Here is a 23,771-nt window from a genome sequence, read left to right on the forward strand (position 1 = left end):
GCGACCACCGAGATCTACACGACCATTAACACTCTTTCCCTACACGACGCTCTTCCGATCTACCGAGCAAACTGCCCCCCTCGGTTCAGCGGGTGCCGAGCCCCCGGCCCAGCGCCTGGGCGATCTGTGCGATGGCGGCCGGCGAACGGCGTCCGACGCCGGTGAGGTTGAAGAACCCGTGGATCTGGTCGGGGAAGCGGTGCAGCTCGACCTCGACGCCGGCCTCCGACAGCGTGCGCGCGAAGGCCTCCCCCTCGTCGCGCAGCGGGTCGAACCCCGCCGTGCACAGGTAGGCCGGGGCCAGCCCGTCGGGCAGGTCCACCAGCGCCGGGGCCGCACGCGGGTCGCTGCGCTCGGCCACCACCGGCAGGTAGTTCTCGGTCGCGAGCTCCATGAACCCGGCCGTGAGGAAGAAGCCCTGCGAGAACAGCTCGGCGCTGCGGGTGTCGTGGGCGGTGGTGGTGGTCGGGTAGACCAGCAGCTGGAAGGCCAGCGGCAGGCCCGCGCGCGCGGCCTCCACCGCCACGCCGATCGCGAGGTGACCACCGGCGGAGTCGCCGCCGACGGCGTAGCGCTGCGGGTCGGCGTTGAGCTCGGCCGCGTGCTCCTGGGCCCACCGGTACGCCGCCACGCAGTCGTCGTAGGCCGCGGGGAACGGGTGCTCCGGCGCCAGGCGGTAGTCGACGGCGAGCACCTGCACGCCGGCCTGCTCGGCCAGCACCCGGCACGGGGCGTCGTGCGACTCCAGGCCGCCGTAGATGAACCCGCCGCCGTGGAGGAAGACCAGCAGCGGCGTGGGCGCCTGCGCCCCCACCAGCACCCGCGGCGTGTACAGCCGCACGGGGATGCCGGCGGCGTCGAGGTCGCGCACCGCCCCGATCGGCTGCTCGCCCCCGGCCATCACCGACTGCTGGTCCAGCTGCACCCGACCCTCCGGGATCGGCAGGGACTCGACCGGCTTCGTGGCCAGCTTCTGCAGCTTCAACATCAGCTGCGTCTCGGGGGCCAGGGTCTGCCCGTCGATCACGACGGGCTTGCCCGCCAGGAGCTGCTGGACGCGCTCGGGAAGGCCCATCGCGCCCTTGAGGACGCCGGCCTCGATGCGGTGCTGGAGGTTCACGGCCCCGAACCTACTCCGTCGCAGCGACGCAGCCCCGGGCCGTCCGGCCGGGCCGGCTCCGCGGACGTCACCGGACGTTCACCCGGCGGTGGGAGGATGGCGGAATGACGCTGGAGATGGTGCCGGACCCGAGTCGATTCCCGACGGGCACCGACGGCGCGCCCGACGACACCTACGAGATCGAGCTGCCCTACGAGCCCGACCACGAGCTGATGGCCGGGGTGGAGTCCTTCGGCGACCGGTTCCTGGACCGCGAGCTGTCGTGGCTGCGGTTCAACCAGCGGGTGCTGGAGCTGGCCGAGGACGAGTCGCTGCCGCTGCTGGAGCGGGCGCGCTTCCTGGCGATCTTCACCAGCAACCTCGACGAGTTCTTCATGGTGCGAGTCGCGGGCCTCAAGCGCCGGATCGTGGCGGGTGTGGCGGTGCGGGCGGCGTCGGGGCTGATGCCGCGCGAGGTGCTGGAGTCGATCTGGCGCACCACCCGCGAGCTGAGCCTGCGCCAGGCCCACCTGCTGCGCGACGTCATGGTGCCGGCCCTGCAGGCCGAGGGCATCGAGCTGGTGCGCTGGGACGACCTGGACAAGGACGAGCAGCGGGTGTGCAAGAAGCTGTTCAAGGACCGCGTCTTTCCGGTGCTGACCCCGCTCGCCGTGGACCCCGCCCACCCCTTCCCCTACATCTCCGGGCTCTCGCTCAACCTCGCGGTCGTGCTGCGCGACCCGCGCTCGGGCAAGGAGCACTTCGCGCGGGTGAAGGTCCCGCCCAGCTTCGACCGCTTCGTGCCGCTCGGCAACGCCCGGTTCGTGCCGCTGGAGGACGTCATCGGCGCCCACCTGCGCCGCCTGTTCCCCGGCATGGAGGTGCTGGAGGCGCACACCTTCCGCGTCACCCGCAACGAGGACCTCGAGGTCGAGGAGGACGACGCCGAGAACCTCCTCGCCGCGCTGGAGAAGGAGCTGCTGCGCCGACGCTTCGGCCCGCCGGTGCGGCTGGAGGTCGAGGAGTCGATCTCCTCCGGCGTGCTCGACCTGCTGGTCTCCGAGCTCGGCGTCAGCCCCGAGGAGGTCTTCCGGCTCCCCGGTCCGCTCGACCTGCGCGGGCTGCACGGCATCGCCGACCTCAACCGCGAGGAGCTGAAGTACCCGGCGTTCGTGCCGGCCACCCACAGCCGCCTCGCCGACGTCGAGTCCGCCGCGCCCGTGGACGTCTTCAAGGCCGTGCGGCGCCGCGACATCCTGCTGCACCACCCCTACGACTCCTTCGCCACCTCGGTGCAGCGCTTCATCGAGCAGGCCGCCGCCGACCCGCACGTGCTGGCGATCAAGCAGACGCTCTACCGCACCTCCGGCAACAGCCCGATCATCGACGCCCTCATCGACGCCGCGGAGGCCGGCAAGCAGGTCCTGGTGATCGTCGAGATCAAGGCCCGCTTCGACGAGCAGGCCAACATCCGCTGGGCCCGCAAGCTCGAGCAGGCCGGCTGCCACGTCGTCTACGGGATCGTCGGGCTCAAGACCCACTGCAAGCTCGCCATGGTCGTGCGCGACGAGCCCGAGGGCATCCGCCGCTACACCCACCTCGGCACCGGCAACTACAACTCCAAGACCGCACGCCTGTACGAGGACCTCGGGCTGCTCACCTGCCACGACGGCATCGGCGACGACGTCGCCCAGCTGTTCAACCACCTCTCCGGCTGGTCGCGCAACGCCGAGTACGAGCACCTGCTCGTGGCCCCCGACAGCGTCCGCAGCGGGCTCATCGACCAGATCCACGGCGAGATCGCGCACGCCCGCGCCGGCCGCCCGGCCCGGATCCGGCTCAAGGCCAACTCGGTGGTCGACGAGGCCATCATCGACGCCCTCTACCTCGCCTCCCAGGAGGGCGTGGACGTCGACCTGCTGGTGCGCGGCATCTGCGCGCTGCGGCCCGGGGTGCCGGGGCTCTCCGAGCGCATCCGGGTGCGCTCGGTGCTGGGTCGGTTCCTCGAGCACAGCCGGGTCTTCGACTTCGAGAACGGCGGCGACCCGGTGACCTGGATCGGCTCGGCCGACATGATGCACCGCAACCTCGACCGGCGCGTGGAGGTGCTGGTGCGGCTGCCGCAGGAGGAGTCGCGGGCCGAGGTCCGGCGCATGCTCGACACCGCCTTCGACGACGCCACCGACGCCTGGGTGCTCGACCGCGAGGGCGACTGGACCCGTCACGTCGGACCGCAGCACCTGCAGGAGCTGTTCATCGAGCAGCAGCGCCGCCGACGCCACGGCTGAGGACCGCCGCCGTGCGGCGGTGCTGGCGCGCGCCTGTTCACCTTGACCCTCTACGCTGACGCGCGTTCCCGTCCTGTTCACCGTCGGTCCGGTTCCGTCCGCCGCCGCCATCCGGAGGAGTACTGACGTGCGGCTGCGCTTCCGCCCGGTCGACAGCGCCTTCTACGACCTGTTCGCCGAGTCGGCGCACCACCTGGTCGTGGGGGCCGGTCTGCTCGCGGAGATGCTCGGGGAGTCCGCCGACCGCGAGGACGTCGCGCAGCGGATGCGCGCGGCCGAGCACGAGGCCGACGAGACCACCCACGCCATCGTGCGCCGGGTGCGCACCGCGTTCGTGACCCCCTTCGACCGCGAGGACGTGCACCGCCTGGCCGCCGCCCTCGACGACGTCATGGACCGGATGGACGAGGTCGTCGACCTGCTGCTGCTCCACGACCCGCCCTCGCTGCCCGCCGACCTGTCCCAGCAGGTGGCGGTGCTGCAGCGCTGCGCCGAGCTCACGGCGGCCGCGATGCCGCGGCTGCCGTCCCTGGCGTCGCTGGAGGAGTACTGGATCGAGATCAACCGCCTCGAGAACACCGGGGCGCGCACCCACCGCCGCATCCTGGCAGCGCTGCACTCCGGGGAGTACCGGGCGCTGGAGGTGCTGCGCCTGCGCGACGTCGTCGACGCACTGGAGGCCGCCATCAAGGGGTTCGAGACGGTCGCGCTGACCATCGAGCAGATCGCGGTCAAGGAGAGCTGACCCCGGTGTCCCTCACGTTGGGGCTGGTGCTGGCCGTCACCCTGCTCGCGACCTGCTTCGCCGCCAGCAACGGCTTCCACGACGCCTCCAACGCCGTCGCGACCTCGATCGCCACCCGCGCGCTGACCCCGCGCATCGCTCTGGTGCTCGCCACGGTGATGAACTTCGCCGGCGCCTTCCTCGGCACCGAGGTGGGGCGCACCGTGCAGGAGACGATCACCCCGGCCCGCGCCGACCACGGCCTGGCCATCCTGGTCGCGGCACTGGTGGGGGCGCTGGCGTGGAACGTGATCACGTGGTGGTGGGGCTGCCCGTCGTCCTCCACCTACGCCCTGGTGGGCGGTCTGGTGGGGGCCGCGGTCGTCGGGGACGCCGACGTCGCCTGGAGCCACCTCGGCCTGGTGGTCCTGGTCCCGCTGGTGCTGGTGCCGGTCGGCGGGTTCGTGCTCGCGGTGCTGATGATGACCGCCGTGCAGTGGTCCTTCCGGCGCCAGCCGGTGGGCCGGATGCACCGCGGGTTCACCGCGGCCCAGACGGTGTCGGCGGCGGCGATGGCGCTGGGCCACGGCCTGCAGGACGCGCAGAAGTCGATGGCGGTGGTCGTGCTGGCGCTGGTCACCGCCGGCTACGCCGACGCCGACGACGCCGTGCCGTGGTGGGTGATCCTCGGCGCGGCCACCGCCATGGCGGCCGGCACGTGGGCGGGCGGCTGGCGCATCATCCGCACCCTCGGGGAGCGGATCACCGACCTCGACCCGCCCCGCGGGTTCACCGCCGAGTCCATCGGGTCGGCGGCGCTCTACGCCGGGGTGCTCTTCGACGCACCGGTGTCCTCCACCCATGCGATCACCAGCGCCGTGGCAGGAGCGGGGGCCACCCGCCGCCTCTCGGCGGTGCGCTGGGGTGCTGTGCGCTCGATCCTCGGCGTCTGGCTGGTCACGCTGCCCGCGGCGGCCGCCGTCGCCGCCGGCTGCTACGGACTGCTGGTGCTCCTCCTGCCGGTCTGAGACAGCCCTGATCGGGGCTGGGACCGGCCCGGGTCCTCACGCCACGAGGTGGCGCTCGAAGCTCAGCAGCCGGCGCTGACGCCGGTGCAGGACCAGCATCTCGCCGGGCTCGAGGGCCAGCGGCTCCAACCCGAGGGCGTCGAACACCCAGGGCAGGACGGGCCGGTGCGAGCACAGCAGCGAGGACGCCGGGCGCGCGAGCACCTCCTCCACGATCCGCTGCACCCCTGCGGCGTCGGCCCGCTCCTCGGCGAGCGGACGGCGCGTGAGGACGGGGGCGCGCAGCGCGTGCGCCAGCGGCGCCACGGTCTGCCGGCAGCGCGTGGCCGGGGAGGTGTAGACCTCGGTGACGCCGTAGGCCGCGAGCACCGGCACCAGGGCATGGGCCTGCCGGTGACCGGCGGCGAGCAGCGGCCGCTCGCGGTCCTCGCCGCGCCAGGTCGAGCGGCTGCGGGCCCGCGCGTGCCGCAGCACGATCAGCGCCGAGGTGCGCTGCCGCAGCTGCTGCGCGGCCGCCAGCGTCTCCCGGTCGTGGTCGTAGGTCAGCCACTGCGGCGCCTCGGCCAGGGGCACCCACCGCACCTGGTCGATCTCGTCGTTGGGGCGGTAGCCGGCGACGTCGTCGGAGCCGACGACGCGGCCGGTCCAGTACTGCACGGTCTTGTGGGTGGCCCGGCCCGCCGCGGCGGCGAGCGGGTAGCGCTGGTCGGGCAGCGGCTGGGTGAGCCGCACGTGCAGGCCGGTCTCCTCGGCGACCTCGCGCACGGCCGCGCCGGCGGGGTGCTCGCCGCGGTCGAGCTTGCCCTTGGGGAAGGACCAGTCGTCGTACTTGGGGCGGTGGACGAGCAGCACCTCGCGGCCGGGCCGGTGCACGACCACGCCGGCGGCGAGGATGTCGGGGACGCCGGGACCGGGGGAGGGGGTCACGCCGTTAGTCTCACACCATCCGTCGCCCGAGAGGAGCCCGACCCGTGCGGCTGACCCGCCGACCGCCCCGGCCGTCGACCCCTTCCTCGACACCCTCCCCGACCGCGCGGTCGCGCCGCTCCCTGCTCCTCGTCGCCGGCCTCGCGCTGGCGGTGCTGGTGGCCGGCGGCGTCGTCGGCTGGCGGCTGCTGGCGGGCGAGGACGACACCCGGCTGCAGGCGGCGCTGCGCCTGACCCCGGCGGCGGAGCGGGTCACCTGGACCGACTGGTCGGGGGTGCGGGCCGCCCTCGACGCCGACCTCGACGCCGGCTCGCCCGGCAGCGCCGTCCAGGCGATGCTCGACGCCGGCTTCGAGCGCGACCTCACCGCCACCTCGGCGCTGCTGAGCTCGGCCGAGACGATGCAGCGCGAGCTGGGGTTCTCCCCCGGCACCCTGGACTGGGAGGTGTTCTCACGCGCCGAGGGCTTCACCTCCCTCACGATGCGGCTGGGCCCCAGCGAGGACGTCGACCGCATCGGCGACGCCCTGCGGCGCGCCGGCTACTCCGACGACGGCGACGGGCGGTTCAGCTCGCCGGACGACATCCCGATCCTGGCCCGGGTCACCCCCGTGCTCGGCACGGTGCAGATCGACGCTGAGCGCCGACTGGTGATCGCCAGCGACACCACCGAGGCGCTGGACCGGGCGGTGGCCGCCGCACGGGCCGACGACGCCTCCCCCGTGCGCGAGGACGTCGTGCGCGCGCTGGGCGCTCCGATCACGGCCGCGCTGTTCGCGGGCGACCAGGTGTGCCGCGACCTGGCGATGGGCCAGGCCGACGCCACGTCCCAGGCCGAGGCGGCGCCCCTGCTCGCCGCCGCCGGGCGGGTCAACCCGCTCCAGGGCTTCGGGCTCGGTCTCGACGCCGACGGCGCCGCCCGCGTCGCGATGGCGCTGGAGTCCGCCGACCAGGCCCGCGCCAACGCCGACGTGCGGGCCACGCTCGCCTCCGGTCCGGCGCCCGGTCAGGGCGGCACGTTCCCGGAGCGCTTCACCCTCGACCGGGCGGTGGCCACCGGCGCGGTGGTCGTGTTCGACCTGACGCCGCAGCCGGGCGCCTACCTGCTCTCCGACCTCACCCGGGGCCCCGTGCTGTTCGCGACCTGCTGACCCGGTCGGACCTGCCGACCCGGCCGACCCGGCTCAGCCCTGCGCTGGCGTGACGCCGAGGATCCGGTCGATCTCGGCCGTGCTCAGCCGCTCGTCGGTCTCGCTGGCGGCGATGATGAGGTTCGTGGTGAGCTCGACCTCGCCGAGGAGGTCGACGTCCTCGAGGGTCACGTCGAACTGGTCGTACACCTGGTCCTCCCGGTCCCTGCTGTGCTCGTCGACGTGCAGGGGCGTCGTCCCCGTGGCCCGGGTGCCGCCCGATCGGCCCCCGTCATCGGATGGCTCCAGCCTACGTCGAGGCGCTGCGTCGAGGTCATGGTCAGATCGGGCCATTCCGGGGCCTCCCCGTGGGGCGCGCTCCTGCGTCCGGGCCGTGCGGGTCATGCGACTGCCTCCCGTGTCGTCGGTCGTCTGCTCCTCCCTCCGGTCTACCCGGCGGCGCGGCGCCGACACCCCGCGGGCCGATCCGACCGGCGTGGCCCCGCGCACATCCGCGCCGCTGAGCCCTCACACGCGGACGACCCCGCCACCGGGAGTCCGGTGACGGGGTCGTCGGGATGCGTCGATGCTGCTGAGACCAGGCTCAGAGCGGGCGCACGTTCTCGGCCTGCGGGCCCTTCTGGCCCTGGGTGACGTCGAACTCGACCTTCTGGTTCTCCTCCAGGCTCTTGTAGCCCTGGGCCTGGATCGCCGACCAGTGCACGAAGACGTCGTCGCCGCCCTCGTCCTGGGCGATGAAGCCGAAGCCCTTCTCGGCGTTGAACCACTTCACGGTGCCCTGAGCCATCTGCTCGTTACTCCTTCGTCGGGGCGAGAGTCGCCACCGCGGCGACCCGCTCAAGGTGCGGTGACACGTCGCTCCGACCCGTGATTGCGTGCTACGACCACAAACCAGGAACGCCAATGGCTCACGAACTCCCCCGGCGTCAGACCAGCAGAACTTGCACCTTCAGCGCTTCCGACACTACCAACCGCACCGCCCCGGAAAACCCCTGTGCGGGGGGTGGCGCGCCGGGCCCGGTGAACACTCGGCGTCCCCGGCGGCAACGCCCGGGGACGCCTCGGCCGTCGGACCCTGCCGCCTGCCCGCACCTCGCCGATCAGAGCGCCCGAACTCCCCGGCGACGAACTTTGTCAAGCCTTCCCCGGGCGAATTCACGTGATCGCCGTCTCGCGCACGCGATGTTGTCGCCGAACGGGCTGCTTTCATTCACCTTCCGTTCACCGATGACCGTCTCCCCGTCCACCTGGCCTCCCAACACTGCGGAGCGTCAGTTCTGGCACGTCATAGGAGACACCCCACGTGAACACCACTCTGCGCCGCGCCCTGGTGCCCGGCCTCGCCGCTCTCGTCCTCGCCATCACCGGCTGCTCCGCGGGCAACGACACCGGCTCCGACAGCAACGGCGGCGACGGTGGCTTCTCCGGCACCCTCAACGGCGGTGGCGCCTCCTCGCAGGAGAAGGCCCAGAACGCCTGGCGCGCCGGCTTCCAGACCGCCAACTCCGAGGTCACGGTCAACTACGACCCGGTCGGCTCCGGCGACGGCCGTGCGAACTTCATCAGCGGCGCCTTCGACTTCGCCGGCACCGACTCCGCCCTCGACGACGACGAGGGCGAGCTGAGCGCCGCGCAGGAGCGCTGCAGCAACGGCAACGTCATCCAGGTGCCGGCCTACGTCAGCCCGATCGCGGTGATCTTCAACCTCGGCGACATCACCTCGCTGAACCTGACGCCCGACACGATCGCCAACATCTTCAACGGCACCATCACCACCTGGGACGACCCGGCCATCGCCGCGACCAACCCCGACGCCGACCTCCCGGCCACCGCGATCTCCGTCGTGCACCGCGGCGACGACTCCGGCACCACCGAGAACTTCACCAAGTACCTGCAGGCCGCCGCCCCCGACGCCTGGACCTACGAGCCCGACGGCGTGTGGCCCGCGGAGCTCTCCGGCGCGGCCGGCGAGGGCACCTCCGGTCTGGTCGACCTCGTCACCGCGGGCGACGGCACCATCGGCTACGCCGACGCCAGCGCCGCCGGCGACCTCGGCGTCGTCTCGGTGGGTGTGGGTGCGGAGTTCAACGCCCCGTCGGCCGAGGGCGCCGCCCAGGTCGTGGCCAACTCCCCCCGCCTCGAGGGCGCCCCGGAGACCGACATGGCCGTGGACCTGCAGCGCGACACCACCGAGTCCGGCTCCTACCCGGTCGTCCTGGTGTCCTACCTGATCGCCTGCGAGACCTACGAGGACGCCGCGACCGCCGAGCTGGTCCAGGGCTACCTCGACTACGTCCTCTCCCCCGAGGGCCAGCAGGCCGCGCAGGGCGAGGCCGGCTCCGCGCCGCTCGACAGCGCCCTCGCCGAGGAGGCCCAGGGTCTCGTCGCGAACATCTCGGGCTGACCACCACGGCTTCGGCCCACTAGCGTGGGGGGCGGTCCGGACCTCCGGACCGCCCCCCGTCGCTGCTGGCGGACCCCCGGTCCCACCCCGCACGACCCCTGCTCGACCCCAGCTCGACCCCTGATCGACAACCGTCGCCTCCCAGGAGCACACATTGGCCACGACGACGCCGCCACCCGACGCCGTGAAGCCCGATGACGACGCCACGACCTGGCGCGCCACCGGCCGCGGCGGGGACGCCATCTTCCTCGGCCTGAGCCGACTGGCCGCGTTCACCATCATGCTGGCGCTGGCAGGCGTCGGCGTCTTCTTGTTCCTCGAGGGCTTCGACGCCTTCAGCCTCGAGCCCGAGGCCTACGCCGAGGGCGGTGGCGCGACCACCTTCCTGGGCTACGTCGGCCCGCTGGTGTTCGGCACCGCGCTCGCCGCCGTCGTCGCCCTGATCATCGCCGTGCCGCTGGCGATCGGCATCGCGCTGTTCATCAGCCACTACGCCCCCAAGCGGCTGGCCGGCCCCATCGCGTACGTGATGGACCTGCTCGCCGCCGTGCCCAGCGTCGTCTACGGCCTGTGGGGCGGCAGCGCCCTGGCCGGCGCGCTCAAGCCGGTGATCATCTGGCTGGGCGACCACCTCAACTGGCTGCCGTTCTTCTCCGCCGACAAGGTCGCGGTCAACGGCCGCACCATGCTCACCGCGGGCATCGTGCTGGCCGTCATGATCCTGCCGATCATCGCCGCGATCTGCCGCGAGGTCTTCAGCCGCACCCCGCGCCTGCACGAGGAGGCCGCACTGGCCCTCGGGGCCACGCGCTGGGAGATGATCCGCTACGCCGTCTTCCCCTACTCCCGCTCGGGCGTGGTGTCGGCGGTCATGCTCGGCCTGGGTCGTGCGCTGGGCGAGACCATGGCGGTGGCCATGGTGCTGCCCTCGACCTTCGTGGTGACCCTGAGCCTGATCGGGGAGTCCAGCCCGCGCACGATCGCGGCCAACATCGCCTCCAACTACAAGGAGAGCACCCCGCAGACCCAGTCGCTGCTGATCGCGACCGGTCTGGTGCTGTTCGCCTTCACCTTCGCCGTGAACTTCCTGGCGCGCTACATCGCCGGACGCAACGATCGGAAGCTCGCCCGATGACGACCCTCGAGAAGTCCGGCCCCGCGCCGATCGAGTCCCACCCCGACCTCGTCAAGGCCCGCCTGCCGCGCTGGGCGCCCAGCGTCGTCGGCCTGATCGCGGTGTCCTTCGCCGCGCTGTGCTGGCTGCTCGGCGCGAGCCTCGCCGGCGCCGTCGTGCTCGGCGCCCTGGGCTACGTGGTGGCCCTCACGAGCTGGTCGGCGATCGTCGAGGGGCGCCGCGGCGCCGTCGACCGCCTGGTCACCTCGCTGGTGTGGGGCTCCTTCGCCGTCGCGATGGTGCCGCTGGCCTGGCTGCTGGGCACCGCGGTGAGCCGCGGCGCCGACACCATCAACGTCGAGTTCCTCACCTACGAGATGCGCAACGTCATCGGCGACGCGCAGGGCGGCATCTACCACGCCCTGATCGGCACGCTGCTGGTCACGATCACCGCGGCGATCATCTCGGTGCCGATCGGGGTTTTCACCGCGATCTACGTGGTGGAGTACGGCAAGCGCAACCGCCTCGCGAAGGTCGTGACCTTCCTGGTCGACGTCATGACCGGCATCCCCTCGATCGTGGCCGGCCTGTTCGCGCTCGCGCTGTTCGTGCTGCTGGTCGACCCCGCCTACCGCTCGGGCTTCGCCGGCTCGGTGGCGCTCTCGCTGCTGATGATCCCCACGGTCGTGCGCTCCACCGAGGAGATGCTGCGCCTGGTGCCCGAGGACCTGCGAGAGGCCTCCTACGCACTCGGCGTGCCGAAGTGGCGCACGATCACCAAGGTCGTGCTGCCCACGTCCTTCGGCGGCATCGTCACCGGCGTCGTGCTGGCGATCTCGCGCGTGATCGGCGAGACCGCCCCGCTGCTGATCGTGGCCGGCGTCGCCGACTCGGTGAACACCAACGTCTTCTCCGAGCGCATGCAGACCCTGCCGGTGTTCATCTTCAACCAGTACAGCCTCGCCACCGACAAGAGCCGCGCCTACGCCTGGGGCGGCGCGCTCGTGCTCATCGTGCTGGTGATGGCGCTCAACCTCATCGCCCGGATCATCGGCCGCATCTTCGCCCCTGCCAAGGGCTGAGCGAGAACAAGGACCCCACCATGGCCAAGAGCATCGACGTCTCCGACCTCAACATCTACTACGGCGACTTCCTCGCCGTCGAGGGTGTGAACATGACGATCAAGGCGCGTTCGGTGACCGCCTTCATCGGCCCCTCCGGCTGCGGCAAGTCCACCTTCCTGCGGTCGCTGAACCGCATGCACGAGGTGATCCCCGGCGCCCGCGTCGAGGGCAAGGTCGTCGTGGACGGTCAGTCCCTCTACGACCCCGCGGTCGACCCGGTGGCCGTGCGTCGTCAGATCGGCATGGTCTTCCAGCGGCCCAACCCGTTCCCCACCATGTCGATCTACGACAACGTGCTGGCGGGCAACCGGCTCAACGCCAAGCGGATCAAGAAGGCCGAGGCCGATGAGATCGTCGAGCGCTCCCTCAAGGGCGCCAACCTGTGGAACGAGGTCAAGGACCGCCTCGGCAAGCCCGGCATGGGTCTCTCCGGCGGCCAGCAGCAGCGCCTGTGCATCGCCCGCGCGATCGCGGTGGAGCCGCAGGTGCTGCTGATGGACGAGCCCTGCTCGGCGCTCGACCCGATCTCCACCTCCGCGATCGAGGACCTCATCCACGAGCTGAAGTCGCAGTACACGATCGTGATCGTGACCCACAACATGCAGCAGGCGGCGCGGGTCTCCGACGACACCGGCTTCTTCAACCTCAAGGCGGCCGGCCAGCCCGGTCACCTGGTGGAGTTCAACTCCACCCAGAAGATGTTCGCCAACCCCGACGACCCCTCCACCGAGGCCTACATCTCCGGCCGCTTCGGCTGAGTCCGACCCCGACACCGACGGCCCCGATGTGCGTGCGCACATCGGGGCCGTCGCATTCCCAGGGCACGGGCCCATCGTTACCCGATGTGATCCGGGACACACTCGACGGCGGGAGGCGCACCGGCGCCCCCGACGCCCCGACCCCGTCCGCGCTCGGGGGATCCGGCGTCACCCCCGTGCGAAGGAGATCCAGCGATGACCGACGCGTTCGACTACGTGGTGATCGGAGCCGGCTCGGCCGGCGCCGCCGTCGCCGCCCGCCTGTCCGAGGACCCCGCCGTGCGCGTGGCCCTGATCGAGGCCGGCCCCGCCGACACCCACGAGGCGATCCACATCCCCGCCGCCTTCCCGGGCCTGTTCAAGACACCGCTGGACTGGGACTACGACACCGAGCCGGAGCCGGGCCTGGGCGGACGCCGCGCCTACCTGCCGCGCGGACGGATGCTCGGCGGCTGCAGCTCGATGAACGCCATGATCTACATCCGCGGCAACCGCGTGGACTACGACGACTGGGCCGCCGGCGGCGCCACCGGCTGGAGCTACGACGAGGTGCTGCCCGTCTTCCGGCGCTTCGAGGACAACGAGCGCGGCGCGAGCGAGTACCACGGCGCCGGCGGGCCGCTCACCGTCAGCGAGGGGCGCTCGCTGAACCCCCTGGGCGAGGCGTGGATCGAGGCCGCCGTCGCGGCGGGCCTGGAGCGCAACGACGACTTCAACGGCGCCACCCAGGAGGGCGTCGGCCGCTTCCAGATGACCCAGCGCAACGGCCTGCGCTGCAGCACGGCCGTGGCCTACCTCCACCCGGCCATGGACCGCCCCAACCTCACCATCCTCACCGGCGCGCTGGCCCACCGACTGCTGCTGGAGGGCTCCCGGGTCACCGGCGTCGAGATCAGCCGCGGCGGGGAGGTCGAGCAGGTCCGCGCCGACGTCGAGGTCGTGGTGTCGGCCGGCGCCTACGGCTCCGCGCAGCTGCTCATGCTGTCCGGGATCGGCCCGGCCGAGCACCTCGCGGCGCTGCAGATCCCGGTGGCGGCCGACCTGCCGGTGGGCCAGGGGCTGCAGGACCACTACATGTCGATGTTCAACTACCTCACCGACCACGAGACGCTGATGAGTGCGATGTCGGAGGAGAACGTGGCCCTGCTGCAGGAGCAGGGGCGCGGTCCGCTGACCTCGAACATCGGCGAGGCCGGCGGCTTCGTGCGCACCCGGCCCGACCTGACGGCACCGAACGTGCAGTTCCACCAGGCCCCGGTGCTCTTCTACGCCGACGGCACCGGCCCCGCCGTCGCCCACGGCTTCGCCTTCGGGCCGTGCGTGCTCAAGCCCACCAGCACCGGCACGGTGCTGCTGCGCAGCCCCGACCCGGCCACGGCCCCCCGGATCACGCACGGCTACCTCACCACGCCCGAGGACCGTCAGGCGATCCTCGACGGCATCCGGCTGGGGCAGGAGATCGCCCAGCAGCCCGCACTCAAGGACGTCATCACCGGCGAGTTCGAGGTGCCCCAGGGCAGCACGGACGCCGAGCTGCTCGCCTACGCGGCCCGCACCGGGCAGACGCTCTACCACCCGACGTCGACCTGCGCGATCGGTGCGGTGGTGGACCCGCAGCTGAAGGTGCACGGCTTCGACAACCTGCGCGTGGCCGACGCCTCGGTGATGCCGACCGTGGTGCGGGGCAACACCAACGCCCCGACCATCATGATCGGCGAGCGCGCCGCGGAGTTCATCGCCCGCGACCACGCCGCGCGCTGATCGCACCCGCTCCGGTCCCGGGGTCGGGCGGCGCCCGTCGGCGTCGTCCGGCCCCGTGCCCGTCGCGCCGGGCACGGTGGGCACGGTGGGCTGGTCGGGTCAGCCGTGGCCGAGCCGGACGGCCTGCAGCGCCAGGTGCAGCTCGGCGGCGTCGACGGGCCGGGAGCAGGCCCGCCCGGTGAGCTGTTCGATGCGCCGCAGCCGCTGGTGGATGGTGTTGCGGTGGAAGTGCTGCACGCGGGCGACGGCGGTGGCGGAGCCGTCGCAATCGAACCAGTGGCCGAGGGTGGCGAGCAGGGCGTCGCGGTCCTCGGCCGGGAGGTCGAGCACCGGGCCGAGCACGCTCCGGGCCAGCTCGTGGGCGCCCTCGGGGGCCCGGCTCAACAGCAACGCCGTGGGGCGGTCGCCGAAACGCACGACCTCGGCGCTGCCTGGCGGCGCGGTCTGCAGGGCGAGCTCGGCCTCCCGGCGGGCGCGCGGCGCGTCCTCCAGGGATACGAAGGGACGGCTCACCCCGACCCGGGCGGCCCCGGGCGCGGTCGCGAGTGCCGACAGGCCCGCGGCGACCCGGTCGGGCCGCTCGGCGACCGCGACCAGCCCGAGGTCGTGACGCACCTCCGCGCACCACGCCGAGCGGACGCCGTGGCGGGTGAGCGCCTGCTCCGCGCCGGCCGGGTCGGCGCCGTTGCCGGGGCGCTCCGCGCACACCACGACGTAGTGGTCGCGGGCCTCGAGCCGCAGCACCTGCAGGTGCTGCAGCAGCTCGGCGCGGTCGCGGGCCTCGCCCCAGACCAGCGCCCGCAGCGCACGCCGCCGCGCGGCGACGTCGTCGCGGGCGTGGGCGACGGTCGCCGCGGCGTAGGCCTCGGCGGCGGCCCCGGAGAGCTCGTCGATCACCGCCCAGGTGCGGGCCGCCAGCTCGGGCACGAGCATCGCCTCGGCGGGGTCGACCGCCTCGCTGCGGGCGGCGAGCTCCTCGGCCACGAGCCGACCCGCCAGTCGGAAGGCGTGCAGCAGCGCCGGCAGCGGCACCCCGCGCTCGGCCTTGAGCCGCCCGGCCATCGCGGCGGGGCGCCGGTCGAGCCGCGCGAGCCGGGTGCGGTCGTCGGCGTCGCCGAGCCCGGCGAGGATCGTGGCGAGGTTGTCGTGGCAGGCCTGGAGCAGCTCGACGGGGCTGAGCTTGGACGTCTCGGCGTAGGCGTAGTCGCTGGTGACGATCAGCTCGGCGAGCCGGTGGGCGAGCTCGGCGAGGTCGGCCGCCATGAGGACGACCGGCGCCGGCGATGCCGGGGGGAGTGTGAGGCCCGTCACGCCGTCCGACGCTAGCACCGCGACGGCCGCCACCCCAGGGCTGCGCCGGCACGACCACCGGGATGGGAGCATCGGAGGGACCCCGCCCCGGCCCGAGGAGCAGCAGTGCCCGACGACGCACCGCCGTCGACGCCCGATCCCGCCCTGCCCGCGGACCCTGCGACCGAGGACGGCGCGGCGCGCCCCGACCCCGCAGCCCCGGCCGCCCTGGCCGCCCGGCTCGCGCCGGTCCTGCGGGCCTGGCGCCGGGGACGGGGCCCGCTCGGGCGGTGGCTGGCGGCGGTGGTCGTGGCCGGCGTCGTCGTGCTGCCCCTGGCGGTGGAGCGCGGGATCGAGCACGCCCGCATCACCGACCGGGTGGGCACCCTGCCGGTGGAGATCGGGCTGGCCCACAACGGCTACACCACCCTCGACACCGGTCTGCTGGGGCAGGTGTACTGGCCGCGCACCGGGCCGGGCGGCTTCGGTGCGGTGCTGCGCTCCACCGGACCGCCGCTGGCCGGCGGCACCCTCGCCTCCTACGTCTCGCCCGCCTTCGTGCGCGCCAACACCCAGGTGCTCGACGACCCCGAGCGCCTCGCGGCCACCTACGGCCGCGAGCTGCGCGACGAGGTCGTGGCCGAGGCCGCGCGCCTCACGCTGCTGGGCGGCGTGCTCGGCGGCACGGTGCTCAGCGTCGGCTGGTCGTTGCTGCGCACCCGCCCGCGACGGCGCGCGACCGCGGTCGCTGTCGTGGCGGGGTGCCTGGTGGGCAGCAGCGCCGCGGCGGTGCTGGAGTTCCGGGCGTGGACCGGCAGCCAGCAGGTCGGTCGCTCCTTCGCGCTGCCGGGCGGCCTCGGGCTGTCGTTCAGCAGTCCGCAGACCCGCGAGATCGCCGAGCAGGTGCAGCCGTTCATCGAGAAGAACACCGACCGCATCCAGGAGGCCGCCGCGCGCTACCTCGACGCCGCGCGCACCTCGATCCAGCGCCAGCTCGGCGCCCGGGGAGCCGAGCTGGCCCCGCGCGAGGGCGAGACCGTGATCGTGGCCGAGGCCGATCCGCAGGGCAGCCGCGTCGGCACCGAGGTGCGCACCGCGCTGTACGCCGCGCTCGTCGACGCCCTGCCCGAGGGCGCGGTCGCGCTGCGCACCATCGCCGGCGACCTCACCTCCAACGGAACGGTCGCGGAGGCCGACTTCGTCGACGCCGAGGCCCAGGTGCTGCCCGACGTCCCGACGGTGGCGGCCAAGGGCGACCACGACACCGACGTCACCGTGCAGCAGCTGCTCGACGCCGACGTGGCGGTGCCCGACACCGCCTTCGCCGACGTCGACACCTCCGACGACCTGCCGGCGCTGCCCGTCGTGGCCGCACGGGACCCCGCCTTCAAGGCGCTGTTCGGGGGCCTGGTCACCAACGAGTCCGGCGTCAGCGAGGAGGAGACCGGCGCGGCCCTGCGGCAGGTGGTGGACGACGCCGACCCCGGCGCCGTGGCCGTCGTCCTGCACCAGCCGCGCGCGGTGACCGGCTACCTCGGGGTGCCGATCGACCAGGTGCAGCGGGCGGGCAGCCCGCTCACCGCCGCGGTGGACGACGGCATCCCGGACCTGCCGCCCGGCATCGTCACCTACGGCCACCTGCACGACGCCGCCGGGCCGTGGGTGGTGTGGAACACCGACACCGACGAGATCACCTGGACGGTCATCACGCAGCTCGGCACCGCCGGCGGCGTGGAGGAGAACCCGACGTTCAACCGCTTCTCCACCCCGTTCTCCGCGCCGCTCAAGCCGGTCTCGACGATGCTGCAGTACGTCGACGTCGCCACCGGCCTGCAGACCGGGTACGTCCCGATCACCCTCGGACTCGGGGGCGGGGTCCGGATCGGCGACCGGGTCGATCTCGGGCTGCCGCTGCCGGCGGCTCCCTAGGGTGGGTCCCATGCCCCCGGACCCAGCAGCCCCCGCAGCCCCTGCGGACGCCGAGCCTCCGGTCGAGCTGCGCCGCAGCGAGGAGCTGGACGCGGCCGACCGCGCCGCACTGCGCCTGCTGTGGGACCGGGCGTTCTCGGACTTCACCGACGACGACGCCGCGCACGCCGTGCACGACGGGGGCGGCCTGCACGCGCTCGTGCGACACGCCGGCGTGCCCGTGGCACACGCCAGCGTCGTGCCCCGCCGGCTCCGGTTCGGCGCCGGCCCCTGGCGCGAGGTCGGCTACGTCGAGGCGGTCGCGGTCGACCCCGACCACCAGCGGCGCGGACTCGGGCGGCGCGTGATGCTCGCCCTGCACCCCGCGATCGCCGCCCGCTGGCCGGTGGCCCTGCTCTCCACCGGCAAGTCCACCGGCTTCTACGCCCGACTGGGCTGGGAACGCTGGGGCGGGCTGTCGTTCACCCGGCTCGCCGACGGCACCGAGGTGGCCGACGACGAGCACGGCGGCCTGATGATCCTGCGCTGCGACCCCACCGTCGTGCCCGACCTGCGCGTCGACGTCACGTGCGAGGACCGCTCCGGCGACGCCTGGTGACCTCCCCGCGCCGCGCGACCGAGCGGCTCGGCCATACTGACCGTGGACGACGCGTCGTCCTGGGCCCCTAGCTCAATTGGCAGAGCTGAGGACTTTTAATCCTTAGGTTGTGGGTTCGAGTCCCACGGGGCCTACTCGCCGCCGTCTTGTCGGGATCCGGAGCAAAGTTCACCCATCAGGGTGAACCTGTGCCGGGCCCCGGGACTGCGCGATAGTGTGACGCCATGTTCGAGGAGCCCCTCGTCCTGCGCCGCGAGGGCGACGTCCTGGTGGTCGCGGGCAGCGTCGATGAGTTCGCGCTCGTCGGTCTGCGCGTGGCGATCGACGACATCGTCGAGCAGGCCCGCAAGGCGGTCGTCGACGTCAGCGAGGTGGCCTTCCTGCCCAGCGCGGCGGTCGGCGTGCTCGTGCAGGCCCGCGGGTTCGCGCGGCGTCAGGGCGGTGAGCTGATCATCGTGGCGGCCGACGGCAGCCCGGCCCAGCGCACGCTGTCACTCATGGGCGTGGACGCCGAGTTCAGCCGCCCCGAGGGCATCTGACCCCTCCCCCGCCGGCGCTCCCGCGAGGGCGCGCTCAGGACGCCGCGACGGTGGCGCTCACGACGGTGCCGCCGCGGATGTCGGTGACCACACCCCACTCACGGCTCAGCGCCGCGACCAGCGCGAGACCGCGGCCGCCGGCGGCGTCCTCCTCGGCCTGCTCCAGGTGCGGCACGCTCTGACCGCCTTGGTCGCGCACCTGCACGGTGACGGCGGCGTCGGAGGTGCGCCACCACGCGACCTGGATGAACCCGTCCTCGTCAGGAGTGCCGTGGATCAGGGCGTTCATCGCCAGCTCGGAGAGCACCATGACGGCGTCGTGGACGAAGCGGGCCGTGCCGGGCGAGAGGCCCGCGGGCGCGTCGTCCATCAGCGCCGAGGCGAAGCGTCGACGCAGGACGGTGATGGCGGTGACCTCGCACGGCACGTCGAGACGCTCGACCTCCCCCACGCGGGCAGGGTCGAGCGGGTCGGCGCCGTCGACGATCACCGCGTACTCCATGGGGCCATCATGGCGTCACCGCTGGCGATCGAGGTAGGTCACCACCCGATTGAACAAGGCGGTGACCTGGAGCGGGTCACCGGCCTGGTCGTCCACGCGGACGGCCAGCTCGGAGACCACGCCGCGGGCGCCCTCGACGCCCGACTCGTGGGCCGCGGTGGCGCACACCCGGGCGGCCTCGCGCACCGCGGTGGCGTCGACGGTCCACACCGCCTCGAAGCGGCGCTGCCACTCGGGCACGTCCACCTGGCCGGGCAGCTCCCACGCCACCAGCGCGGCGGGCAGGTCGGGGCTGTCGCACACCACCGCCCACTCCCGCGACATCGGGTGGTCGGCCGCGAGCGACACCAGGTGCGGCAACGAGCCGTCGTCGGTGTCGGGGGCGAAGTCGGCGAAGCAGAACGTGGAGGACGTCGTGCGGGCGAGGTCGCGCCAGCGACGCTCGGAGGCACGGTAGTTCCGCTCGGTCTGGAAGGCGCCGAACATGTGGGCACGGTGCGCGCGGCTGCAGAACTCGTCCTCGATGGCCCACGAGAGCGCCAGCAGGGTGCGCTTGCTCAGGGCCTGGGCCTGCAGGTGCGGGTGGGTGCGCCGCAGCCAGGAGTAGATGGAGGTCGAGCCCGGCATGGGCTCGACGCGCCGTGGCAGCGAGCGCACCGGGACCGGCGCCTCGGGACGGTTCAGCGCCTGGCTGATCGCCACGTCGAGGCGCACGCCCTCGTCGCGGCGCCGCACGACCTCGAGGACCACGTCGACCAGCCGCTCGTCGTAGCGGCGGTGGCCCGAGGCGCGGCGTTGGGGCACCGGGAACCCGTACCGGGTCTCCCAGACGCGCAACGTCGCTGCAGCCACACCGGTGCGATCGGCCAGTTCGCCGATCGTGAGCGTGGCGGTCACGACGTCATCCGAAGAGTTCGACATCGTGTTCACATCATCACCCTAGAGCGTCGCACCGGCGGGGGTACCCCCCGCCGGTGACGGGTTCGGAGAGCAGGTCAGCTGACCAGGGCGGGGGTGCCGGTGGCGTCCATGCCCCGGGCCAGACCCCACAGCACGGCCTGCGTGCGGCGCTCCACGCCCATCTTGCGGTAGGCGCTGCGGATGTAGGTCTTGACCGAGTTGATGCTCAGCGTGAGCGCGTCGCCGATCTCGCGGTTGCTCATGCCGGCCACGATCAGGGCCACGATCTCGGCCTCGCGCGGGGTCAGGCCCACGTCGGCGCCCGGGATCGAGGGCCGGGCGTCGACGGGCACCACGGGGGCCGGGGGCTCCTCGACGACGGGCTCGACGAAGCGACCGGTCGCGAGGTCCTCGACGGCGCGCACGAGCTGCGAGGCGGTCATCGACTTCGACAGGTGCGGGCTGGTGGACGGCACCTGGGCGCGGTCGGCCCAGCTGAACACCGCCGTGCGGGCGGCGCCGCCGGCGATGAGGTCGCGCAGCAGCGACTCACCCATGCCGGTCAGGCCCATCGGCTCGAACAGGACCACGGCGAGGTCGCCGGGGTGGGCGATCGCCGTGCGGTTGTCGACGACCTCCACCCGGTCGCCGTAGGGCGCGAGCAGGGTGTGCAACCCGGCGGTGGCCAGGTCGGAATCGTCGACAAGGGTGATGCGGAGCGGAGCCTGGGCGTTCATTGATCCTCCTGGTAGGAGCGAACCTCAACACGTTGTTGAAGAATCTACGCCGAACATCAACGCGTTGTCCAGAACTCACACCCGCCCGGGTGATAACGCAACGGGCCGGCACCGCACTCAGTGCGGTACCGGCCCGTTCCATCGGATCCTGCGGCGACGGCGGCGAGCGTCGTCAGCCCCCCGGCGTCACGAGGATCTTGGCGTGCACCTCGGGGTCCCCGAGGTCCTCGAAGGCCCCCGCCACCCCGTCCAGGCCGACCCGTCCGGTGATGAGCGCCTCGGGGCGCACGGCACCCTCGGCCATCAGGTGCAGCGCGGAGTGGAACTCCCCGGGCGTGTAGCCGAGCACGAAGCGCAGGTCGATCTCCTTGTTGATGCCCACCGAGGGCGCGATGCGGTCCTCCCCCATGCACACCCCCACCACGACGACCCGGGTGCGCAGGGGCGCGGCCGCCATCACCTGGGCCAGCACTCCGGGCACCCCCACGCACTCGAAGACCACCGGGCCCTGCGGGTCGGCCCCGGCCCACTCGGCGGCGGCGAAGATGCGGTGCCACGGCACCAGGGGCAGCGCCCGCAGCTTGTCCATCGAGTCCACGGCGAGCGCCAGCAGCTTCGGGGCGTCGAGGAAGCCCTTCGTGCGCGCCTCCCAGGGAGAGTCGACCGCCGGGTCGACGACGACGTCGGCGCCCATCGCCGTCGCGAGGGCCCGCCGCGCCGGCGAGAAGTCGCTCGCGACCACGGTGCGCACCCCGCGGGCCTTGAGCATGGCGATGACACCCAGTCCGATCGGCCCGCAGCCGATCACGATCGCGGTCTGGCCCTTGCCCACCTGACCGCGACGCACGGCGTGCAGCGCGACGGCCATCGGTTCGGTGAGTGCGGCGACGTCGGGGGCCAGGCCGTTGGGCACCTCGAAGGCCAGCGAGTCCTGGACCAGCACCTGCTCGGCGTAGCCGCCCGGCGCGGTGGTGGTGAGGCCGGTGAGGTGCACCCGCCCGTCGCGGCGCAGCAGGGGCATCGCCACCACGGGTCCGCGCACCTTGCGCCACCGGCCCGCCCCCGGGCCGACGTCGTCGATCTCCCCGCAGAACTCGTGGCCCATCACCACCGCGTCGGCGGGGCGCATCAGGTCGGGGTAGCCGGCGGTGGCGGCCGCGTCGGCCACGGCGTCGGCGTGGTGGCGGGCGTGCAGGTCCGAGCCGCAGATCCCGCAGGCCAGCACGCGCAGGCGAAGCTGCCCGCGACCCGGCACCGGCGTGGGGACGTCGCACACGTCCAGCGCGCCGTCCTGGCAGACCACGGCCCTCATCGGGCCCCCTCCGCGTCGACGTCGCGCATCTGGTCGAACAACGAAGGTGGCAGGTCGAACAGCGGCGGGCGGGTGAGCTCGTGGCGCGCCAGGGTGGTGAGGTGGGCCTCGTCGGGGCCGTCGAAGATGCGCATCGCACGGTGCCAGCCGTAGAGCATCGCCAGCGGGGTGGCGTCGCTGACCCCGGCCCCACCGTGCACCTGGATGGCCCGGTCGATCACCGCGCACACCGCGCGCGGCACGGCGACCTTGGCGGCCGCGATCGCGTGACGGGCCGCCTTGTTGCCCCGGGTGTCGACGATGTGGGCGGCCACGTGGCACAGCGCCCGGGCCTGCTCGAGCTCGATGCGCGACTCCGCGATCCGCTCGCGCACCGCCGACTGCTCCGCCAGCGGACCCCCGAAGGCGGTGCGCACCTGCACCCGCTGCACCATCATCGCCAGCGCCCGCTCGCCGGCCCCGAGCGCCCGCATCACGTGGTGGATGCGGCCCGGCCCCAGGCGCGCCTGGGCGGCGGCGAACCCGCCGCCCTCCTCGCCCAGGATGTTCGACACCGGCACCCGGACGTCGGTGAAGGAGACCTCGCAGTGGCCGTGCTGGTCCTGGCGGCCGAACACCGGGAGCGACCGCTCGATCCGCACGCCGGGGGTGTCGACCGGCACGATCACCATCGACTGCTGACGGTGCGTGACCGCCTCCGGGTCGGTCTTGCCCATCACGATCAGCACCGCGCACCGGGGGTCGGCGGCGCCGGAGATCCACCACTTGCGGCCGTTGACGACGTACTCGTCGCCGTCGCGCTCGATCCGGGTCTCGATGTTGGTGGCGTCGGAGGAGGCCACCCGAGGCTCGGTCATCGCGAAGGCGCTGCGGATCTCACCCGCCAGCAGCGGGCGCAGCCAGCGCTGCTGCTGCTCGGGGGTGCCGATGAGGTGCAGCAGCTCCATGTTGCCGGTGTCGGGGGCCTGGCAGTTGATCGCCTCCGGGGCCAGCTCGTTGCTCCAGCCCGACAGCTCCGCGATGGGCGCGTACTCCAGCTGGGTGAGCCCGCTCTCCGAGGGCAGGAAGAGGTTCCACAGCCCGCGTTCCCGGGCCTTCGCCTTGAGCTCCTCGATCACCGGCGGCACCGAGTGGTCCTGCTCGCCGGCGGCGTGCCGGTGCTCCTCGTAGGCACGCTCGGCGGGCAGGACCTCCTGCGCCATGAACGCGAGCATCGCCGCGTACAGCTCCCGCGCCCGCGGGCTCGGGGCGGCGTAGGCCGGGTACGGGTCGGGATGGGATTCGGGGGACACGCGTCTCGCCTCCTTGCGGGGCCCGGGCGGGCCCGTGACGACGGGCTGGATCGGGTCGGGCTGGATCGGGTGGGGCCGGATCGGGATCCACCCCGCGCCAGTCTGGCAGCCCGACGACGCCGCCCTCCCGCCGTCCGGCGCTCACCGACGGCGGGCCGCGGGGGCGCGCCGGCGTCGGGTCACGCTCGCGGTCCGGTGCACGCGTCACGAGACGCTCGCCGGCGCCCCCGTTCGTCGAGGAGGCGCCCCAGCGCCGTCACGAGACGCGGTGGGCCGGGGACGGGCGTCCTCTGA

At 73.2% G+C, this 23,771-nt stretch carries 22 protein-coding genes and 1 tRNA gene; 13 read left to right on the forward strand and 10 right to left on the reverse strand.

Annotated features, from left to right (window positions below; all coding sequences use genetic code 11):
- Positions 1-85 precede the first annotated feature (85 nt).
- Positions 86-1,120 (reverse strand): alpha/beta hydrolase, encoded by a 1,035-nt coding sequence (locus ACERUJ_RS00365; RefSeq protein WP_370246449.1) that lies wholly within the window; start codon positions 1,118-1,120, stop codon positions 86-88.
- Positions 1,121-1,332: 212 nt separating this feature from the next.
- On the opposite strand from ACERUJ_RS00365, the gene ACERUJ_RS00370 reads away from it, so the two are divergent.
- The 3 genes from ACERUJ_RS00370 to ACERUJ_RS00380 all read left to right on the forward strand — a co-directional run bounded on the left by ACERUJ_RS00370 (position 1,333) and on the right by ACERUJ_RS00380 (position 5,139).
- The gene (locus tag ACERUJ_RS00370; RefSeq protein WP_370246486.1) at positions 1,333-3,387 is read left to right on the forward strand and encodes an RNA degradosome polyphosphate kinase; all 2,055 of its coding nucleotides are present in this window, start codon (positions 1,333-1,335) and stop codon (positions 3,385-3,387) included.
- A 127-nt stretch (positions 3,388-3,514) separates the two neighbouring features.
- Entirely contained in the window at positions 3,515-4,132 is a 618-nt protein-coding gene (locus tag ACERUJ_RS00375; protein WP_370246450.1) for a DUF47 domain-containing protein, read from the forward strand.
- 5 nt (positions 4,133-4,137) lie between these two features.
- Complete coding sequence (locus ACERUJ_RS00380; protein ID WP_370246451.1) at positions 4,138-5,139, forward strand: anion permease; 1,002 nt, start codon at positions 4,138-4,140, stop codon at positions 5,137-5,139.
- A 36-nt stretch (positions 5,140-5,175) separates the two neighbouring features.
- Here ACERUJ_RS00380 and ACERUJ_RS00385 read toward each other — a convergent pair whose 3' ends face one another.
- On the reverse strand, positions 5,176-6,066 hold the full coding sequence (locus tag ACERUJ_RS00385) for an NUDIX domain-containing protein (protein WP_370246452.1): 891 nt from the start codon (positions 6,064-6,066) through the stop codon (positions 5,176-5,178).
- 44 nt (positions 6,067-6,110) lie between these two features.
- Between ACERUJ_RS00385 and ACERUJ_RS00390 the strand changes: the two genes are divergently transcribed.
- Positions 6,111-7,217: a hypothetical protein gene (locus ACERUJ_RS00390; RefSeq protein ID WP_370246453.1), complete on the forward strand. Its 1,107-nt coding sequence runs from the start codon at positions 6,111-6,113 to the stop codon at positions 7,215-7,217.
- A gap of 33 nt (positions 7,218-7,250) precedes the next feature.
- Here the strand turns inward: ACERUJ_RS00390 and ACERUJ_RS00395 are convergent, their stop codons facing one another.
- Entirely contained in the window at positions 7,251-7,406 is a 156-nt protein-coding gene (locus ACERUJ_RS00395) for a hypothetical protein (protein ID WP_370246454.1), read from the reverse strand.
- A 394-nt stretch (positions 7,407-7,800) separates the two neighbouring features.
- Positions 7,801-8,004, reverse strand: a complete 204-nt coding sequence (locus tag ACERUJ_RS00400; protein ID WP_370246455.1) for a cold-shock protein — start codon at positions 8,002-8,004, stop codon at positions 7,801-7,803.
- A gap of 516 nt (positions 8,005-8,520) precedes the next feature.
- On the opposite strand from ACERUJ_RS00400, the gene ACERUJ_RS00405 reads away from it, so the two are divergent.
- From ACERUJ_RS00405 to ACERUJ_RS00425, 5 genes are all read left to right on the forward strand, one after another.
- On the forward strand, positions 8,521-9,621 hold the full coding sequence (locus ACERUJ_RS00405; RefSeq protein ID WP_370246456.1) for a phosphate ABC transporter substrate-binding protein PstS: 1,101 nt from the start codon (positions 8,521-8,523) through the stop codon (positions 9,619-9,621).
- Positions 9,622-9,775: 154 nt separating this feature from the next.
- Positions 9,776-10,756, forward strand: a complete 981-nt coding sequence (gene pstC / locus ACERUJ_RS00410; RefSeq protein ID WP_370246457.1) for a phosphate ABC transporter permease subunit PstC — start codon at positions 9,776-9,778, stop codon at positions 10,754-10,756.
- Positions 10,753-11,817, forward strand: coding sequence for a phosphate ABC transporter permease PstA (gene pstA / locus ACERUJ_RS00415; RefSeq protein ID WP_370246458.1), 1,065 nt, complete (start codon positions 10,753-10,755; stop codon positions 11,815-11,817). The genes pstC and pstA overlap by 4 nt, the downstream gene beginning before the upstream one ends.
- Before the next feature lie 20 nt (positions 11,818-11,837).
- Entirely contained in the window at positions 11,838-12,617 is a 780-nt protein-coding gene (gene pstB, locus ACERUJ_RS00420; RefSeq protein WP_370246459.1) for a phosphate ABC transporter ATP-binding protein PstB, read from the forward strand.
- Positions 12,618-12,812: 195 nt separating this feature from the next.
- The gene (locus ACERUJ_RS00425) at positions 12,813-14,378 is read left to right on the forward strand and encodes a GMC family oxidoreductase (RefSeq protein ID WP_370246460.1); all 1,566 of its coding nucleotides are present in this window, start codon (positions 12,813-12,815) and stop codon (positions 14,376-14,378) included.
- Positions 14,379-14,477: 99 nt separating this feature from the next.
- Here the strand turns inward: ACERUJ_RS00425 and ACERUJ_RS00430 are convergent, their stop codons facing one another.
- On the reverse strand, positions 14,478-15,689 hold the full coding sequence (locus ACERUJ_RS00430; RefSeq protein WP_370246461.1) for a PucR family transcriptional regulator: 1,212 nt from the start codon (positions 15,687-15,689) through the stop codon (positions 14,478-14,480).
- 105 nt (positions 15,690-15,794) lie between these two features.
- Here ACERUJ_RS00430 and ACERUJ_RS00435 point away from each other — a divergent pair, with 105 nt between their 5' ends.
- The 4 genes from ACERUJ_RS00435 to ACERUJ_RS00450 all read left to right on the forward strand — a co-directional run bounded on the left by ACERUJ_RS00435 (position 15,795) and on the right by ACERUJ_RS00450 (position 18,734).
- Positions 15,795-17,597 (forward strand): hypothetical protein, encoded by a 1,803-nt coding sequence (locus ACERUJ_RS00435; protein ID WP_370246462.1) that lies wholly within the window; start codon positions 15,795-15,797, stop codon positions 17,595-17,597.
- Positions 17,598-17,607: 10 nt separating this feature from the next.
- Entirely contained in the window at positions 17,608-18,195 is a 588-nt protein-coding gene (locus ACERUJ_RS00440; protein WP_370246463.1) for a GNAT family N-acetyltransferase, read from the forward strand.
- Positions 18,196-18,256: 61 nt separating this feature from the next.
- Positions 18,257-18,329, forward strand: a tRNA-Lys gene (locus tag ACERUJ_RS00445).
- A 90-nt stretch (positions 18,330-18,419) separates the two neighbouring features.
- Positions 18,420-18,734 (forward strand): STAS domain-containing protein, encoded by a 315-nt coding sequence (locus ACERUJ_RS00450; RefSeq protein WP_370246464.1) that lies wholly within the window; start codon positions 18,420-18,422, stop codon positions 18,732-18,734.
- A 34-nt stretch (positions 18,735-18,768) separates the two neighbouring features.
- Here ACERUJ_RS00450 and ACERUJ_RS00455 read toward each other — a convergent pair whose 3' ends face one another.
- The 5 genes from ACERUJ_RS00455 to ACERUJ_RS00475 form a co-directional block, all read right to left on the reverse strand.
- Positions 18,769-19,236, reverse strand: coding sequence for an ATP-binding protein (locus ACERUJ_RS00455; protein ID WP_370246465.1), 468 nt, complete (start codon positions 19,234-19,236; stop codon positions 18,769-18,771).
- Between the two features lie 15 nt (positions 19,237-19,251).
- A complete protein-coding gene (locus tag ACERUJ_RS00460; RefSeq protein ID WP_370246466.1) occupies positions 19,252-20,133 on the reverse strand; it encodes a DICT sensory domain-containing protein in 882 nt (293 codons plus the stop codon).
- Positions 20,134-20,231: 98 nt separating this feature from the next.
- Entirely contained in the window at positions 20,232-20,873 is a 642-nt protein-coding gene (locus tag ACERUJ_RS00465; RefSeq protein ID WP_370246467.1) for a response regulator transcription factor, read from the reverse strand.
- Positions 20,874-21,045: 172 nt separating this feature from the next.
- Positions 21,046-22,185 (reverse strand): zinc-binding dehydrogenase, encoded by a 1,140-nt coding sequence (locus tag ACERUJ_RS00470; protein ID WP_370246468.1) that lies wholly within the window; start codon positions 22,183-22,185, stop codon positions 21,046-21,048.
- Entirely contained in the window at positions 22,182-23,477 is a 1,296-nt protein-coding gene (locus ACERUJ_RS00475; protein WP_370246469.1) for an acyl-CoA dehydrogenase family protein, read from the reverse strand. The genes ACERUJ_RS00470 and ACERUJ_RS00475 overlap by 4 nt, the downstream gene beginning before the upstream one ends.
- Positions 23,478-23,771: the final 294 nt, after the last annotated feature.

Origin of the sequence: Nocardioides sp. (assembly GCF_964228225.1) — a bacterium.
Lineage (GTDB): Bacteria > Actinomycetota > Actinomycetes > Propionibacteriales > Nocardioidaceae > Nocardioides.

Excerpts from the sequence above, each read along its gene's own strand:
- ACERUJ_RS00370 (WP_370246486.1), top strand. The coding sequence starts at position 1,333 with ATGGCCGGGGTGGAGTCCTTCGGCGACCGGTTCCTGGACCGCGAGCTG.
- ACERUJ_RS00400 (WP_370246455.1), bottom strand. The coding sequence starts at position 8,004 with ATGGCTCAGGGCACCGTGAAGTGGTTCAACGCCGAGAAGGGCTTCGGC.
- pstA (WP_370246458.1), top strand. The coding sequence starts at position 10,753 with ATGACGACCCTCGAGAAGTCCGGCCCCGCGCCGATCGAGTCCCACCCC.
- pstB (WP_370246459.1), top strand. The coding sequence starts at position 11,838 with ATGGCCAAGAGCATCGACGTCTCCGACCTCAACATCTACTACGGCGAC.
- ACERUJ_RS00425 (WP_370246460.1), top strand. The coding sequence starts at position 12,813 with ATGACCGACGCGTTCGACTACGTGGTGATCGGAGCCGGCTCGGCCGGC.
- ACERUJ_RS00440 (WP_370246463.1), top strand. The coding sequence starts at position 17,608 with ATGCCCCCGGACCCAGCAGCCCCCGCAGCCCCTGCGGACGCCGAGCCT.
- ACERUJ_RS00450 (WP_370246464.1), top strand. The coding sequence starts at position 18,420 with ATGTTCGAGGAGCCCCTCGTCCTGCGCCGCGAGGGCGACGTCCTGGTG.
- ACERUJ_RS00455 (WP_370246465.1), bottom strand. The coding sequence starts at position 19,236 with ATGGAGTACGCGGTGATCGTCGACGGCGCCGACCCGCTCGACCCTGCC.
- ACERUJ_RS00465 (WP_370246467.1), bottom strand. The coding sequence starts at position 20,873 with ATGAACGCCCAGGCTCCGCTCCGCATCACCCTTGTCGACGATTCCGAC.
- ACERUJ_RS00470 (WP_370246468.1), bottom strand. The coding sequence starts at position 22,185 with ATGAGGGCCGTGGTCTGCCAGGACGGCGCGCTGGACGTGTGCGACGTC.